Origin of the sequence: Ramlibacter sp. AN1015 (genome assembly GCF_037726105.1) — a bacterium.
Taxonomy (GTDB): domain Bacteria; phylum Pseudomonadota; class Gammaproteobacteria; order Burkholderiales; family Burkholderiaceae_C; genus Ramlibacter.
In genome coordinates, this window is the sequence record NZ_JBBJUM010000012.1 from 40414 (window position 1) to 55214 (window position 14801).

The window sequence follows — 14801 nt, forward strand, 5'->3', positions numbered from 1 at the left end:
CACCCCCACCGACCACCTCTTTCCTGGAGACAACATGAATGCGATGACCGAGCCCCTCCTGTTCAAGCAGGGTGACCGCGAGCTGGTGAGCTTCGCCACCCATCCCGGCAAGTACCAGCACTGGCAGCTCAGCGTGGACGGCGACGTCGCGCGCCTCAAGCTGGACATCAACGAGGACGGCGGAATCAAGCCCGGCTACAAGCTCAAGTTGAACAGCTACGACCTCGGCGTGGATATTGAACTGCACGACGCCCTCAACCGCGTGCGCTTCGAGCACCCGGCGGTGAAGGTGGTGGTGTTCGAATCGGGCAAGGACCGCATCTGGTGCTCGGGCGCCAATATCTACATGCTGGGGGTGTCCTCCCACGCCTGGAAGGTGAACTTCTGCAAGTTCACCAACGAGACCCGCAACGGTCTGGAAGACTCTTCGCGCCACGAGGGCCTGAAGTCGGTGGCGGCCGTGACCGGCGCCTGCGCCGGCGGCGGCTACGAGCTGGCCCTGGCCTGCGACCGCATCGCCATGGTGGACGACCGCTCCTCGACGGTGAGCCTGCCCGAGGTGCCCCTGCTGGGCGTGCTGCCCGGCACCGGCGGCCTCACGCGCGTGACCGACAAGCGCAAGGTGCGCCGCGACCTGGCCGACATCTTCTGCACCACCAGCGAGGGTGTGCGCGCCGACCGGGCCAAGGACTGGAAGCTGATCGACGCCCACGCCAAGCCCCAGCAGTTCGCGCAGCTGGTGGAGTCCGAAGTGGCGTCGCTTCGTCGCCAGTCGAGCCGCAATGGGCCGCAGCAGGGCGTGTCGCTCTCGCCGCTGAATGCGACCATCGACGAGCAGGGCTACCACTACCGCTTCGTCGATGCGCAGGTCGATCGCGAGCGCCGCATCGCCACGCTGACGGTGAAGGCGCCCGAGCAGTCGATCGAAGCCACGCCGGATGCGATCGTCGCCGCCGGCGCCGACTGGTGGCCGCTGCGCGTCGCGCGCGAGCTCGACGACGCCATCCTCAACCTGCGCACCAACGAACTGGAAGTCGGCACCTGGGTGATCCAGACGCGCGGCAGGGCCGATCTGGTCATGCAGGCCGATGCGGTGCTGGAGCAGCACAAGGAGCACTGGCTGGTGCGTGAGACGCTGGGCGCACTGCGCCGCACGCTGGCCCGCCTGGACGTGACCAGCCGCTCGCTTATCGCCCTGGTGGACGAGGGCTCCTGCTTCGCAGGCACCTTCTACGAACTGGCGCTGGCCTGCGACCGCATCTACATGCTGGACCTGCCCGACGCGCCCGATGCCGCGCCTGCGCTGCGCCTGTCGCCGGCCAACTTCGGCCGCTATCCTGAAGTCAACGGCCTCACCCGCCTGCAGACGCGCTTTCACGGCGAGCCTGGCGTCATCGACCAGCTGCAGGACCTGAAAGACAGCCCGATCCGCGCCGACCAGGCGCTGGGCCTGGGCCTGGTGACCCTCACGCCGGACGACATCGATTGGGAGGACGAGATCCGCCTGATGCTCGAGGAGCGCGCCTCCCTCTCGCCCGATGCGCTCACGGGCATGGAAGCCTCGCTGCGCTTTCCTGGCGCCGAGACCATGGAGACCCGCGTGTTCGGCCGCCTCTCGGCCTGGCAGAACTGGATCTTCATCCGCCCGAACGCCGTGGGCGACGAGGGCGCACTGAAGCTGTTCGGCACCGGCAAGAAGGCCCGGTTCGACTGGAAGCGGATCTGACGCGGCGCCACGACCGCCGACCACGAGTAAAGCCACTTACACCCCGGAGAAATTCATGACCACCATCGACCTCCAAGCGCGCATCCCCAACAACGTGCACCTGTCCGAGAACCGCCAATTGCAACGAGCCCTCGAGCACTGGCAGCCCGCCTTCCTGAACTGGTGGGACGAAATGGGCCCGAGCGACTTCAAGGCCAAGGAGGTGTACCTGCGCACCGCCGTCGGCGTCGATGCATCGGGCTGGGCCAGCTATGGCTACACCCCCATGCCCGACTACCGCTGGGGCATCTTCCTGGCCGACAAGGAAGAAGGCCGCAAGATCGGCTTCGGCGACCACATGGGCGAGGACGTCTGGCAGGACGTTCCCGGCGAGTACCGCTCCACCTTCCGCCGCCTGATCGTCACCCAGGGCGACACCGAGCCGGCGTCGGTCGAGCAGCAGCGCCTGCTGGGCCACACCGCGCCCTCGCTGTACGACCTGCGCAACCTGTTCCAGGTCAACGTCGAGGAAGGCCGCCACCTCTGGGCCATGGTCTACCTGCTGCACGCGCATTTCGGGCGCGACGGCCGCGAAGAGGCCGAAGAACTGCTCGAGCGTCATTCGGGCGACGTGAACAAGCCGCGCATCCTGGGCACCTTCAATGAGCCCATGGACAACTGGCTGTCCTTCTTCATGTTCACCTACTTCACCGACCGCGACGGCAAGTTCCAGCTCAAGAGCTTCGCCGAGAGCGCGTTCGATCCGCTCGCGCGCACGACGCGCTTCATGCTGACCGAAGAGGCGCACCACATGTTCGTCGGCGAGACGGGCGTGGGCCGAGTGATCAAGCGCACCCTGGAAGTCATGAAGGAGCTGGACACCGACGACGTGGCCACCCTTCGCAAGGCAGGCGTGGTCGATCTGCCCACCATCCAGAAGTACCTGAACTTCTGGTTCACCAGCTCGCTCGACCTGTTCGGTTCGGAGTCGTCCTCCAATGCCGCGAACTACTTCGCCAACGGCATCAAGGGCCGTCCGGACGAAGCCAAGTTTGCCGACCACGTCGAAACCGACACCGAAATGACGATCCAGGTGCCCGACGGCAATGGCGGCCTGAAGAGCGAGACCATCGCGGTGCGCAACGGCATGAACGAGGTCACCCGCCTCGAATACGTGAAGGACTGCAACGTCGGTGTGACCCGCTGGAACATGGCGATCAAGCGCGCCGGCATCGACTTCGAGCTCAAGCTGCCTTCCACCCGGTTCCGCCGTGAAGTGGGCGTGTGGGCGAACGTCCCGACCAACCCTGAAGGCCAGCCGATCTCGCAGGCCGAGTTCGATGCGAAGAAGGGCGAGTGGCTGCCCAGCGACGCCGACAAGGCCTTCGTCAAGAGCTTGATGCAGCGCGTGACCGAGCCCGGAAAGATGGCTGCCTGGATTGCACCGCCGGACCGCGGCATCAATGCGCAGCCCGTCGAGTACCAGTACGTGAAGCTGTAAGCGGCGGCCTATTCGGCCCTGCATGAAAAAGCCGGCTGCGAGCCGGCTTTTTCCTTGCGGGCGCGCCGCGCGGGCGGCGCGCCCGCGGTCATGCGCGCCCTTGACTCAGCGCGTGGGCTTGTCGGTCTTGCCCAGCGTCCGGTCGGACGCCGCCGCGGACTCTCGCGTGCCGTCGATGCGCTCGACGTCAACGTCCTTGCGGCGTACCTTGTCATCGACCGTGTGCTCGCGCTCGCGCACTTCCTTGCCGACGCGCACTTCCTCGACCACGCGGGCCTGCTTCGACACCACCGGCTGCTCGGAGGTCTCGCGCACTTCGATGGTGCCTTCGCGGAAGTTCTGCAGGTCGCCCTCGTTGGCGGGGCGGTCCACCTTCTGGCGGTTCACGGTGGCGTGCTCCTCACGCAGGCGCACCACCTCGTGCACCGGCCTTTCGGAGACGCGCTGGATGACTCTCACGCCGCCGCGGTTGACAGAGCGTTTGCCGACCTGGAGTTCTTCCTGCACGACATTGGCCACGCCCTCCTGGCCTGCCTTCAACTGCGTGTTGGTGGTGCCCGCCGTGCCGGTGGTCGTGCCGCGTGTGCCGGCCGCGGCACCCGTGGTTCCGGTCATTCCGGTGGACCCGGTGGTCCCGGTCGTTCCACCCGTCCAGCCGGACGAGCGCCACTGGTTTGCCCGCTCGTCGATGTCGAACGCGCCCAGGTCGTCCAGCAGCGTGGAGGCGCGGTCGGCCTCGGAGTCGCTGCGTGCATCGACCACGACGACGTAGCTGCCGCGGCGGACCGCCTCGTCGTAGGTATCTCCATAGCGTTCGCTGCTGTCGTCCGTGCCGAAGAGCGACTGGAAGAAGCCGGAAATGCCGCCGGATCCGCCCTCGTGGCGCGTATCGGTGGAGCCGCTGGTCGCGGTGGTGGACGACGCGTCCTTGTGCTCCAGGTGGACGTCCTTGCGGTCGAAACCTGCGTCCAGCAGGCGATCGACGGCCCGTTGCGCAGTGGTCTTGTCGTCGAATGCTCCGATTACGGTATGCATGTGGTGCTCCTTCGGGTTGGGGTTGGGGGTCAGGCGCCGTCTTCGGGGCGCCACTGCTGCGATTCCGGGTCGAAGCGCTCGACCACCACACGCTCGCGCCGAAGCGTTACCTCGTGCTGCGTGGGGGCGGTCTCCCGGCGCTGCCGGATCCGGATCTCTTCGACCAGGACCAGCTCCTTTCGGGTGACGATGCGCTCCTCCATCACCGGAATCACCATCACATCGCCTTCGTGCCGCACCTCCATCGGTGCGTCGATGACCCGGCCCAACGCAATCCGCTCCACATCGACTCTGTGCGTGACAACAGGCTCGTGAACAGGTGTCACCACCTCGTCCACATGCTTGCGCACGCGCACCGTGCCGGTCTCGACGACGCGGCGCTGCACTTCGAGCTGCTCCTCGATGACGGGCACCGTGAGCTCGGGTTGGTGGGGATTGGAAGGCTGGGTCATGGCCGTATGGCGATACAAGCGGCTCATTCTTCGCACTCGGTGGATGCCGGCTGTGCGTGAGGCGCCTTGCTGTCGGTAGGTGGGCACCGACTCGCAGGGTGGGCAGGCCACCGTTGTGGCTGCGTCGCGACGGGCCGCGTCTGCGGCAGCGGGCACGTCCAGCTTTGCCCCGCATCGGCGCGGATCGGCCGTGGATCGCGCGGGGCCCGGTGACCCGTGGCCGATCATCCCGGCGTTGCAGGAGAAGCCCGCACGAAATCCAAAGCGCGGCACTGTGCCATCCGGTTGGGCCAGGGCACCGTTAGAATGCGGGCAGTCGGAGCGTAGCGCAGCCTGGTAGCGCATCTGGTTTGGGACCAGAGGGTCGAAGGTTCGAATCCTTTCGCTCCGACCATCCATCCCTCTGGCGTGTGCTTCTCACGCGCTTCCCGCCCCGGCAGGCCTTCGTTTCACTTCCGCCCGCAGATCCCTTGTTGGTGCTTCCTGCGCCTGCCTGAGGTCTGCGTCCGCTCGCCACGAGTCGGCTCCCGGAAGTTCCCCTGGTAGCTTGTCCCACCGTAAGGCGTGTGTCGTGGCGGAAACCCCTGCCGACGATCCGCTCCGTGCGCGCGCAGGGCTGGGGCAAATCCTTCATGCGGCTGTTACCAGCCCTCGCAAGTGAGCCGCATGCGCGTCGGAATATGGGGGCATGCACATGCCTGCTCGCCCTGTCATGCATGACCCATGTTTCCATCGGAAAGGAGAACCCGCATGCGAGCTACCAGACTTCCCCTGGCGCGACCCCGCAGCCGCCGCACCACGGTACTGATCGCCGCCAGTGCGCTGCTGATCGGAGCGGCCGCGCACCATGCGCAAGCCCAGACGCAACCGGTGACGCCCGGCGGAACCGGCCAGACCCTCGGTGTGCCCACCACGCAGGGCAGCGCGGGCAGCGTGAACGCACAGCCACAGCAGCAGCCGATGGGCAAGTACCAGGGAATCCGTGCCAACGAAATCATCGGCATGCCGGTGCGCAGCGAACAGCAGCAGAAGCTGGGCGAAATCTCGGACCTGCTGGTGGACATGCAGAGCGGCGACATCCGCTACGCCATCCTGCAATTCGACCGCGGCATCTTCAGCGAGGAAGCACGCTTTGCCGTGCCCCTGAAGGAGTTGCAGCTGTCCCAGGGCCGCGACGTGATGGTCTATCCCAACATGAGCCGGGCCAGGCTGGCGGACGCGGCGATTCGACGCACCGACTACGACGGCATCTGGGGCAACAACCTCCTGGGTAACCGTGATCTCTGGGGCCGCATCGACCGCGCCTGGGGCGTCCAGCAGCCCACCGGAACCACGCGCGCGATGCTGGCCAGCACCATCCTCGACAAGGACGTGGACACCGCCGGCAACGACGATGTCGGCGAGATCGAGACTCTGGTCGTCAATCTCGCGAATTCGCGCGTGCACTACGTCGTGATGGAGTTCGATCCCGGCTGGCTGGCCCCCGAGCGCAAGGTGGCCTTGCCGATCACGGCGTTCCAGATGCCGCCCGGCCGTGAGGACCTGATCCTCAGCATCACCCGGGAGCGCGCGGCCGCCCTGCGGGAACTGGACCGGAACTGGTTCAACAACCTGAACAATCCCGAGTACGTGGCCGACATGGACCGCTACCTCCTGAACTCGGTGCCGGGGATCATGACGGCTAATCTCGCATCGGGCGAGCAGACCATGGGCGCCAACGCGGACCTGTTCGGCCGGCTGGACACCGACAAGGACGGCTCGCTCAACCGCGCCGAGTTCGATGCCGTGCCTGAGCTGGGCCGTCACTGGAACGCTGCCGACGGCAACAGCGACGGCCGGGTGAGCCGGGAGGAGTTCAGCCGATTCGGCGTGCGCGTCGAGCGGCGGTAAGCGTGCAGGCGGGCAGGGCCTGATCGAGGCGGCTGCGGCGGCATGCCTTCGGCCGCCGACTTCGCCTTGTCTGCGCGGGCAAATCCCTCAGCTGCGCCCGCTGCTGCGCTCCTCGTCTTCCTGCCCGTAGGGCTGCAGTGCCCGGCAGGGGCCCAGCACGGTCATGGCGATGATGCCCTGGCGCACCTCCTGGGGCGTGCGAAACGGCCTGCGCCCGCGCCGGGACGCCTGCGGAACCGCCTGGGCACGGCGGGTCGGCTGATCGGCCAGTGGAACGGCGGCAACGATCGGCGCTGCGGCGCTCGAGGGCGCCACCACCACCAGCGGGGCGGGAGACTTCCGCGCGGAGGGGATCACCACCACCTCGCGGGGTACTTCGCGCGGCGCAGCCTCTGGCGGAATGGGCGCGCGGCCCCACACCTCCTGCCCCGACGGCGGCGCCGGCTCGGGCGCCTCCGGAGCTGCGTTTGCGTAGCGGTCCTCGACCTTTTCCAGGCTGTCACCGAGCTTGGGCCGCCGCTGGCGCAGCAGGTTGTAGACGATCACCGCAACGACCGCGAAACCCCAGACGATCAGTTCGATGAGTTCCATCCGCACTTACCTCCGGCCGGTGGGCGGCGGCGCCTGGTCACCGGGGCCGGCGATCTCCCGGCGCATGCCGGTGTCGGCCTGCAGGTTCTGCATGCGGTAGTAGTCCATGATGCCCAGGTTGCCGCTGCGGAAGGCCTCGGCCATGGCGCGCGGCACCTCGGCTTCGGCTTCCACCACGCGCGCGCGCATCTCCTGCTCCTGTGCCACGGCCATCGCGCGCCGCTCTTCGGCCTTGGCCTGCGCGATCTGCTTGTCCGCGTCCGCCTGATCGATCTGCAGCTTCGCGCCGATGTTGGCGCCGACGTCCACGTCGGCGATGTCGATCGACAGGATCTCGAAAGCGGTGCCGGCGTCCAGGCCGCGGCTGAGGATGTGCTTGGAGATGTGGTCGGGGTTCTCCAGCACGCTCTTGTGGTTGGCCGCCGAGCCGATCGTGCTCACCATGCCTTCGCCCACGCGCGCGATGATGGTGTCTTCGCCGGCACCGCCCACCAGGCGGTCGATGTTGGTGCGCACCGTCACCCGCGACACCACGATCAGCTGGATGCCGTCCTTGGCCACCGCCGCGATGCGAGGCGTCTCGATGACCTTGGGCAGCACCGACATCTGCACCGCCTCCAGCACGTCGCGCCCCGCCAGGTCGATCGCCGCCGCGCGCTTGAAGGGCAGGGGAATGCTGGCCTTGTCCGCGGAGATCATGGCGTTGACCACCCGCACCACGTTGCCGCCGGCCAGGTAGTGCGCTTCGAGGTCGTTCAGCGAGATGTCGATGCCGGCCTTCACGGCGCTGATGCGCGCGGTGACGATGGTGTGCGGAGGCACCCGTCGCAGCCGCATGGCCACCAGCGTGAACAGCCCCACGTACGCGCCCGATGCCCAGGCCGAGACCCACAGCCGGATCGGCACCATGTACAGCACCAGAAACGCAATTACCAGCAGCAGGATCAGCAGGCCAAAGCCGCCGACCAGACTTCCTTCGATCATGGGGGATTCCTTCTTGTTGTTACCGGGGGATAGAGCCGCCGCACCACGATGCGGTTGCCGTCTACGCGCAGGACCTCGACGGCTTCGCCGGCCTCGATCATTTCGCCGTTGGAGACGACGTCGTAACGGGTGCCGTCGATCTCGACGATGCCGGCCGGGCGCAGCACCGACCACACGCGGCCCGTGCGCCCGACGAGCGACTCTTCTTCCGGCGGCGGCGACGCCCAGCCGGAGCCGGCGGCGAGCTTGTCCTCCAGGATGAGGCGGCGAGCGCCCGGCACCTTGTTCATGAAGCGCAGCAACAGCAGGCTGAGCCCGATGGCCACCAGCAGCGACAGCATCACGCGCGTGGCCACCGCCATCAGCAGCACCACCGTGCTGCCGGCCCCCGTCATGCTCAGCACCAGGCCGGCCAGCAGCGCAACGATGCCCAGCACACCGGCGATGCCGAAGCCCGGGATCACGAAAATCTCGACGGCCAGCAGCACCACTCCGATGACCGCGAGCAGCATTTCCTCCATGCCGGCGAGCTGGGCCAGCCAGTGGCCCCACAGCACCAGCCCGAGGGCCGAAACGCCCAGGATGCCGGGGATGCCGAAGCCGGGCGTGCGCAGCTCGAGGATGATGCCCAGCATGGCCACGGTGACCAGCAGCGAGCTGACCAGTGGCTGCGTGAGGATGCGCACCACGTTCTCGGCCCAGTTGGGCTCGGTGCTGCGCACCTCGGCGCCGGCGAGGCCGGTTTGCTGCAGCACCTGCTCCAGCGTGTCGGCGCGGAAATCGGCCACCTTCTGCTGCAGCGCCTCGTTGGTGCTGAGCGTGAGCAGCTTGCCTTTCTCGACCAGCCCTTCGATGGCGACGTCCGCATCGACCATGGCTTCGGCCACGAGGGGAGGGCGGCCGCGCTCCTCGGCCGTCGAGCGGAACTCCTTGCGGATGTAGGAGACGGTCTTTTCGTCGGTGGGCCGCGTTTCGCCGCCCGAGCCGCCCATCTGCACCGGCGTTGCCGCCCCGATGGTTCCGCCGCCGGCCATGGCGATGCGGTGGGTGGCCAGCGCGATCAAGGCGCCAGCAGAAATGGCGCGCTTGTCGATGAAGGCGATGGTCTGCACCGGACTGTTCAGCAGCGCGTCGCGGATCTTCACCGCCGCATCGACCCGCCCGCCGAAGGTGTTGATATCCAGCACGACCGCCTGCGCTCCCGCGGCCTGCGCCTCCTTGAGCACCCGTTCGACATAGGGAGCCTGGCCCAGGTCGATCATGCCCTCGATCTGCACCACGTACACCGGCCGGGCGCCCGTCGCCGTTGACTGCGCGGAGGGCAAACCATGCGCAAGCGCTACGAGAAGCAGCAGCAGGCAGTGCAAGGTCAGGCGCAAGGACATTGCCGGAGTCTAAGGCTCCGCACGCCGCAGGACCAGCGGCTGCCGCGGTTGCCGGCGTTCCCTGCTGGTGGGCAGCGCAGGTGGCCCAGCCCCTCCGGCCGGTGGCGACAATGCGAGAATCGCCGCTCGCCGTCTGCCCGTAGCTCAGTCGGATAGAGCAACGGCCTTCTAAGCCGTGGGTCGGGGGTTCGATTCCCTCCGGGCAGGCCACGGAGCTGCGCCGCAAGCTGTTCTTGCAGGCGCATATCGCCTCGTACGTGGGTGTGGCCAAGGCCACGGTCAGCCGAGTGCTGCGCCGCGCCGGCCTGTCACGCTTATGTGATCTGCGGCCTGACGAGCCGGTGCAACGCTACGAGCGCGAGCATCCAGGCGAGCTGCTGCACATCGATATCAAGAAGCTCGGACGCTTTGACAAGGTGGGCCATCGCATCACTGGCGATCGTCGCCAGCGCGCTCGCGACACGGCTGGGACTACGTCTTCGTGGCCGTGGCTGACCACAGCCGGGTGGCGTTCACCCAGGTTTATCCAGACGAAACCCGGCATAGCGCCGAAGCGTTCTTGCGCGCTGCCGTGGCGCAGTTCAAGCGATGGGGAGTGCCCGTGCAGCGGGTGCTCACGGACAACGGCCTGTCCTTTCGATCTGGGTTGTTCGCCGAGGCCTGCATGGAGCTGGGCATCACGCAGAAGTTCACCCGTGCTTACCGGCCGCAGCCCAATGGCAAGGCTGAGCGATTCATCCAATCGGCTCTGCGTGAATGGGCCTACGGGCCCATCTACGAGAACTCGGATCAGCGTCGGCAGGCCTTGCCGGTCTGGACGCACTTCTCCAACTGGCATCGCCCACACCACGGCATCGATCTGATGCCGCCCGTATCGCGTCGCTCGGTACCTCGAAAGAACCGCTTGAGTCTTCACAGCTAGGTCGCGGGGAATTCGGGTGCCCCGCCGGGAGTGAGAGCGTCGCTCTCGGAGCTCAGATACCGGGTAGCGCCTGCTGGTCGCTGAGACGGGGGGGGGGGCAGAGTGCTCATCCGCCGTTGCTGCGAGAATCTCAACATGCTCTTCCTTGCGCGCGCTGGATGGTAGGGCCACCCGGTCAAAAAGCAGCATGGCCGATATCTTTCGAATTCCAGACTAACTAGAACATACAAGGCGATGCTTTTTAACTCGGCCGAATACATCTTCGCGTTTGTCCCGACCGTATTTCTTGTCTTTTACTGGCTTAATGCAAGAAAAAGTCGGACACAGGCCAAGATATGGCTTGTATTCGCCAGTTTCTTCTTCTATAGCTGGTGGGGGTTGGCGCATCTGCCGCTCATTGTTGGCAGTATGCTAGTCAACTATGGCATTGGCACAGCATTGGGTGGGCACAGGAAATCTTTGCCCATTCGGAAGCTCCTGAGTCGAAAAGCTCTCCTGGTCTGCGGGTTGGCATTCAACCTGAGCCTCCTGTGCTACTTCAAATATGCGAACTTCTTGGTAGATAATTTCGAGGCGCTCACCGGCGCTCAACTGGGTTTGGCCAAAATCGCGTTGCCGCTTGCGATCAGCTTTTTTACTTTTCAGAAAATTGCTTATCTTGTGGATAGCTACCGAGGCGAAACCCGCGGATATCGCTTCCTTGATTACGCACTGTTCGTATCCTTCTTTCCCCAGCTGATTGCCGGACCAATTGTCCACCACAAGGAAATCGTCCCCCAGTTCGAGCGGAATGACGCGCGGGAACTCATCTTCGACAACGCAGTATTGGCCATAACGCTGTTTAGCATCGGTCTCTTCAAGAAGGTTGTGCTGGCAGACACGTTTGCATCCTGGGCAACCCCCGGATTCGACTCGGCCGGACCAATTTCATTCTGGGCCGCTTGGGGCGCAAGTCTGAGTTACACCTTTCAACTATACTTCGACTTTAGCGGCTATACCGACATGGCAATTGGCTCCGCGTTGCTTTTCAACATCCGGCTGCCGATCAACTTCGACTCTCCATACAGAGCAACAAGCATTCAAGATTTCTGGAGGCGCTGGCACATCACCCTCAGCAGCTTCCTGCGCGACTATGTTTACGTTCCGCTCGGCGGCAACAGGAGAAGCTCCTACAAGACATACGAGAATCTGATGTTGACATTTCTGCTGGGCGGGCTGTGGCACGGGGCGAGCTGGATGTTTGTAATATGGGGCGCGCTTCATGGAGGGGCGCTCGTGGTACACCGGATGTGGAATCGAATGGGATTCCATATGCCGACGTGGCTCGGCTGGATAATCACCTTCAACTTTGTGAACGTGGCGTGGGTTTTCTTCCGAGCAAAAGACTTGGAGGCCGCATGGCGCCTATTGGCGGCGATGTTTGTCAACGTGGATGCTGTGTTCGAGGTGACATATGTCCTTCAGGCACTGTCGAGCCTCGACTTAGGGAGCGGACCCCATTCGGGTCAGCTGATGCTTTTGCTTCTTGCAACTGGCATCGTTCTGTTCCCAGTAAGTAGCTCTACAATTTTCCGCGCTAGACAAGTCCCCGTGCGTTATGCTGCCTGTAGCGGAGTGTTGCTGGGTATCGCCGCAGTCTGCAGTATCTCCATAGGCGCAGCCGTCTCCGAATTCCTTTATTTCAATTTTTAAAAGTCCCTACTGCATGCGGTTAATGAAGCTCGGGATTCTTTTTGCGTCGGCGGCAGGTACATTTGCGGCTGCATTCTTGTTCTGGTGGGCCTCTCTGGGGGGCTATGAAAAAGCAGAGTACTGGCTGGATCGGGTCTATGACGTCAAGGTATATCGCGCAAACCAGATTCACAAGCCCAAGTTGATTATCGCGGGCGGATCCAGTTCCTTGTTCGGCATCGACAGCAGCCTGCTTACTGACTCGTTAGGCGTGGATGTGATTAACATGGCCGGGCACGCCTCCTTGAGCTTGGCTTTCCACAGCGATGTCATCAAAACGGTGGTGCGGGCTGGTGATGTGGTGGTCTTGCCGCTCGAATATGCGTATTATGAGCAGTCGGCTGAATCTATAACCGATTGGCAACTCGCAAATATGCAATCATGGGGGCACCAGCATGTGAGAAACGGCGAACTTGCTGATATCGTGTCTTTTTTTCGACATACATCTTTGCTCAAGGCCGCACATCGGATTGCCAACCCTTTGCCGCCACAAGATGCAGTTGACGATGCCATTGAGGTTAACGAGGGCTCGAGGGGGGTCAATTTCCCGCGCTGGCAAAGCTACAACTACAGCTCGCTTACATTCAGGGGTGATTTTTTGCCGACACTTCCTCCAACGCAATCGTTGATGGGGGAGTTCGACAAAGGTATTCCCTATTTGAAATCCGCCGAAGTGCATCCCACGGTTCTCAAGAGGTTAAATAAACTCCATTTAGAACTGAAACGAAGCGGCGCTCGTCTGTACATTACATGGCCCCCGACAATAAAAAACAGCATGTTCGATCTGGATGATCCTCATGTTCGCGCGCGTGCCGAAGCTCTTAGAACTCGCATAACGGATTCGGGACTAGCGTTCATCTGCGACCCTACCGAATCTAATTTCAACGTGGATCGGTTTTTTGACACGAGCTATCATTTGAATGCGAGAGGCGCTGTGCTTCGGACCACTCTCCTCAGTGACTGTTTACTAAATGAAGTCTTCGATGGTCGTCAAAAGACTGTTGGTCGATCTCCGGAGGAAGTTGCGCGCCTACGTGCAGATGAGGTATACCGCAAAAAGCTTAATGCGCCCAATCCACACGTTGCAATCAGGCTGGCAGACTTGGCCAAGCTGAAAGCCGCACTGACTGACTACTTCAACGAGCACGGTAACTATCCTGCGAGCGAAAAGTGGGACGGGCTCTATTCGCCTTGGGGCAGATCTTCGGACGATTGGATAACAGGGCTAGCACCGAAGCACATACCAGCACTTCCGCGTGACCCGAGACGCAATCGCGATGGACAGGAGCAGTATCTTTACAGATCGAACGGGACAGACTACAAGCTTATTGCCCACGGAAACGCAAGCGACTGTTCACAGTTAAGGCGGCAGGCGGCATCTCTGCTCGATCCGGTCCGCGGCTGCAGTGCGTACGGGTACTGGAGTCCTGGAGCAGAGAGTTGGTGATACGGAAGAAAGCCTCTGCGCACGGTTCCCCACTAACGTAAACCGCCGCGATTCCCTTTCACTTCCACTGCCCGGACGAGTCGTCGTAGAGGGGGTCGTGCCTTTACCGAGATCCCCTCCGTACCGACGGCCTCCGGTTCGTTCCCCCTGCAAGCTCAACGGAGCGGGGAACGTGCGGGGGAACGAGCGGGCGGTGAACCGAGTGGAAGGCCAGGGCTGGGCGCGCCTTCGGTGGTTTGTTCAACCCCCTCCGGGCCATTGAAGGCGCCGCCTACGTTCTGCCTTCACATGTTTCCGCGGCCGTCCAGGAAAGCCGCAGTGGAAATTCTTGGGCACGTTGCCGTAAGCACGCTGCGGACTGGGTGGTCGAGCTCTTGTAGAGCCCTCGAACGAGGCGCAATCACCCGGAGGGAGACCTCTGCGTCGGAGGCCCATGCGTAGTGGCGCCGCCGTGCAGCGTGTACGCACCGAGAGAGCGAACCACGCATGAGTCGAGCAAGGTTTTGGCTTGTATTGGGAATGCAACGCGCAATGAAGAACTCCCTGCGGCATGAGAGCGGCAGGGAGTACTCGAACGGCGGGGCGAGCGGTACGCAATCGGTGCGCAGCCGGACGCCGCGCGCTTACTGCGCGTTGCTGGGGGTGCCCGCCAGGGTCGCGCCAGCCGCGCGGGGTGCCGCGGCCGCGTGCGACAGGTAGGCCGACCCGCTGTCTTCGGCGGTCAGTGCCGAGACGCTCTCGCGGGCGGCGAGGTAGTCGGCGCGCACCTGCTGGCGGCTGTTGGTGCTCTGGGCAGCGGTCAGCGGGTTGTAGCGGATCGACCAGGGGTTCACGCCGGACTGCCTGAACTGCGCCAGTTCGGCAGCGACTTGTGCTCGGCTCTTGACGGACTGCACCGGCTCGGCGAACTGGCCGGCGGGATCGGCTTCGCCGGCGAAGCTGGCGGTGGATGCGAGCGCTGCGAAGGCGGCGGCGAGGACGAGGAGGGGCTTGCGGTTCATGGGAAACGACCTTTCTTGGAACTGGGATGGAACAGGTACTGGTGGCGGCCGGTGCATCGGTTTGCTCTTTTGCATCGACCGTGTAGTCACTGTAGGAGTCCCGCTTTAGCCGGGACTTAGCGGTTTGTTAGCTGCGCGTTAGCCGTTGCGGCCATCG

Annotated in this window: 11 protein-coding genes, 2 tRNA genes and 1 pseudogene; 8 read left to right on the forward strand and 6 right to left on the reverse strand. The window is 64.0% G+C overall.

Annotation, left to right across the window (positions count from 1 at the left end; genetic code table 11):
• The first annotated feature begins 34 nt into the window (after positions 1–34).
• Together boxC and boxB are read left to right on the forward strand one after the other, a co-directional pair.
• A complete protein-coding gene (gene boxC, locus WG922_RS17580) occupies positions 35–1726 on the forward strand; it encodes a 2,3-epoxybenzoyl-CoA dihydrolase (protein WP_340284094.1) in 1692 nt (563 codons plus the stop codon).
• A gap of 55 nt (positions 1727–1781) precedes the next feature.
• Positions 1782–3206, forward strand: coding sequence for a benzoyl-CoA 2,3-epoxidase subunit BoxB (boxB, locus tag WG922_RS17585; protein WP_340284095.1), 1425 nt, complete (start codon positions 1782–1784; stop codon positions 3204–3206).
• Positions 3207–3311: 105 nt separating this feature from the next.
• Here the strand turns inward: boxB and WG922_RS17590 are convergent, their stop codons facing one another.
• On the reverse strand, positions 3312–4241 hold the full coding sequence (locus tag WG922_RS17590; protein WP_340284096.1) for a YsnF/AvaK domain-containing protein: 930 nt from the start codon (positions 4239–4241) through the stop codon (positions 3312–3314).
• 29 nt (positions 4242–4270) lie between these two features.
• Positions 4271–4693: a YsnF/AvaK domain-containing protein gene (locus WG922_RS17595; RefSeq protein ID WP_340284098.1), complete on the reverse strand. Its 423-nt coding sequence runs from the start codon at positions 4691–4693 to the stop codon at positions 4271–4273.
• Positions 4694–5010: 317 nt separating this feature from the next.
• Between WG922_RS17595 and WG922_RS17600 the strand changes: the two genes are divergently transcribed.
• Both WG922_RS17600 and WG922_RS17605 read left to right on the forward strand, forming a co-directional pair.
• Positions 5011–5087 (forward strand) — tRNA-Pro (locus tag WG922_RS17600).
• Positions 5088–5443: 356 nt separating this feature from the next.
• Positions 5444–6583, forward strand: coding sequence for a PRC-barrel domain-containing protein (locus tag WG922_RS17605; protein WP_340284099.1), 1140 nt, complete (start codon positions 5444–5446; stop codon positions 6581–6583).
• A gap of 87 nt (positions 6584–6670) precedes the next feature.
• Here WG922_RS17605 and WG922_RS17610 read toward each other — a convergent pair whose 3' ends face one another.
• The 3 genes from WG922_RS17610 to WG922_RS17620 are packed head-to-tail and all read right to left on the reverse strand — an operon-like array spanning position 6671 to position 9543.
• On the reverse strand, positions 6671–7174 hold the full coding sequence (locus WG922_RS17610) for a hypothetical protein (protein ID WP_340284100.1): 504 nt from the start codon (positions 7172–7174) through the stop codon (positions 6671–6673).
• 6 nt (positions 7175–7180) lie between these two features.
• Positions 7181–8158 carry a flotillin-like protein FloA gene (gene floA / locus WG922_RS17615; RefSeq protein WP_340284101.1) on the reverse strand — a complete coding sequence of 326 codons (978 nt, stop codon included), beginning with the start codon at positions 8156–8158 and terminating at the stop codon, positions 7181–7183.
• Positions 8155–9543, reverse strand: a complete 1389-nt coding sequence (locus WG922_RS17620) for an NfeD family protein (protein ID WP_340284102.1) — start codon at positions 9541–9543, stop codon at positions 8155–8157. Before WG922_RS17620 ends, floA begins: the two co-directional genes overlap by 4 nt.
• A 133-nt stretch (positions 9544–9676) precedes the next feature.
• Between WG922_RS17620 and WG922_RS17625 the strand changes: the two genes are divergently transcribed.
• The 4 genes and pseudogenes from WG922_RS17625 to WG922_RS17640 all read left to right on the forward strand — a co-directional run bounded on the left by WG922_RS17625 (position 9677) and on the right by WG922_RS17640 (position 13643).
• Positions 9677–9753 (forward strand) — tRNA-Arg (locus WG922_RS17625).
• A 5-nt stretch (positions 9754–9758) separates the two neighbouring features.
• Positions 9759–10465, forward strand: a pseudogene (locus tag WG922_RS17630) (IS481 family transposase); the annotation flags it as partial.
• Between the two features lie 234 nt (positions 10466–10699).
• Positions 10700–12157: an MBOAT family O-acyltransferase gene (locus tag WG922_RS17635; protein ID WP_340284103.1), complete on the forward strand. Its 1458-nt coding sequence runs from the start codon at positions 10700–10702 to the stop codon at positions 12155–12157.
• A 22-nt stretch (positions 12158–12179) separates the two neighbouring features.
• Entirely contained in the window at positions 12180–13643 is a 1464-nt protein-coding gene (locus WG922_RS17640; RefSeq protein ID WP_340284104.1) for a hypothetical protein, read from the forward strand.
• Between the two features lie 623 nt (positions 13644–14266).
• On the opposite strand, the gene WG922_RS17645 is transcribed toward WG922_RS17640, so the two are convergent.
• Complete coding sequence (locus WG922_RS17645; RefSeq protein WP_340284105.1) at positions 14267–14644, reverse strand: DUF4148 domain-containing protein; 378 nt, start codon at positions 14642–14644, stop codon at positions 14267–14269.
• Positions 14645–14801 lie beyond the last annotated feature (157 nt).

Coding starts and splice junctions, on each gene's coding strand:
- WG922_RS17610 (WP_340284100.1), bottom strand. CDS start 7,174: ATGGAACTCATCGAACTGATCGTCTGGGGTTTCGCGGTCGTTGCGGTG.
- boxB (WP_340284095.1), top strand. CDS start 1,782: ATGACCACCATCGACCTCCAAGCGCGCATCCCCAACAACGTGCACCTG.
- WG922_RS17605 (WP_340284099.1), top strand. CDS start 5,444: ATGCGAGCTACCAGACTTCCCCTGGCGCGACCCCGCAGCCGCCGCACC.
- WG922_RS17590 (WP_340284096.1), bottom strand. CDS start 4,241: ATGCATACCGTAATCGGAGCATTCGACGACAAGACCACTGCGCAACGG.
- WG922_RS17595 (WP_340284098.1), bottom strand. CDS start 4,693: ATGACCCAGCCTTCCAATCCCCACCAACCCGAGCTCACGGTGCCCGTC.
- WG922_RS17620 (WP_340284102.1), bottom strand. CDS start 9,543: ATGTCCTTGCGCCTGACCTTGCACTGCCTGCTGCTGCTTCTCGTAGCG.
- WG922_RS17645 (WP_340284105.1), bottom strand. CDS start 14,644: ATGAACCGCAAGCCCCTCCTCGTCCTCGCCGCCGCCTTCGCAGCGCTC.
- WG922_RS17635 (WP_340284103.1), top strand. CDS start 10,700: ATGCTTTTTAACTCGGCCGAATACATCTTCGCGTTTGTCCCGACCGTA.
- WG922_RS17640 (WP_340284104.1), top strand. CDS start 12,180: ATGAAGCTCGGGATTCTTTTTGCGTCGGCGGCAGGTACATTTGCGGCT.
- boxC (WP_340284094.1), top strand. CDS start 35: ATGAATGCGATGACCGAGCCCCTCCTGTTCAAGCAGGGTGACCGCGAG.
- floA (WP_340284101.1), bottom strand. CDS start 8,158: ATGATCGAAGGAAGTCTGGTCGGCGGCTTTGGCCTGCTGATCCTGCTG.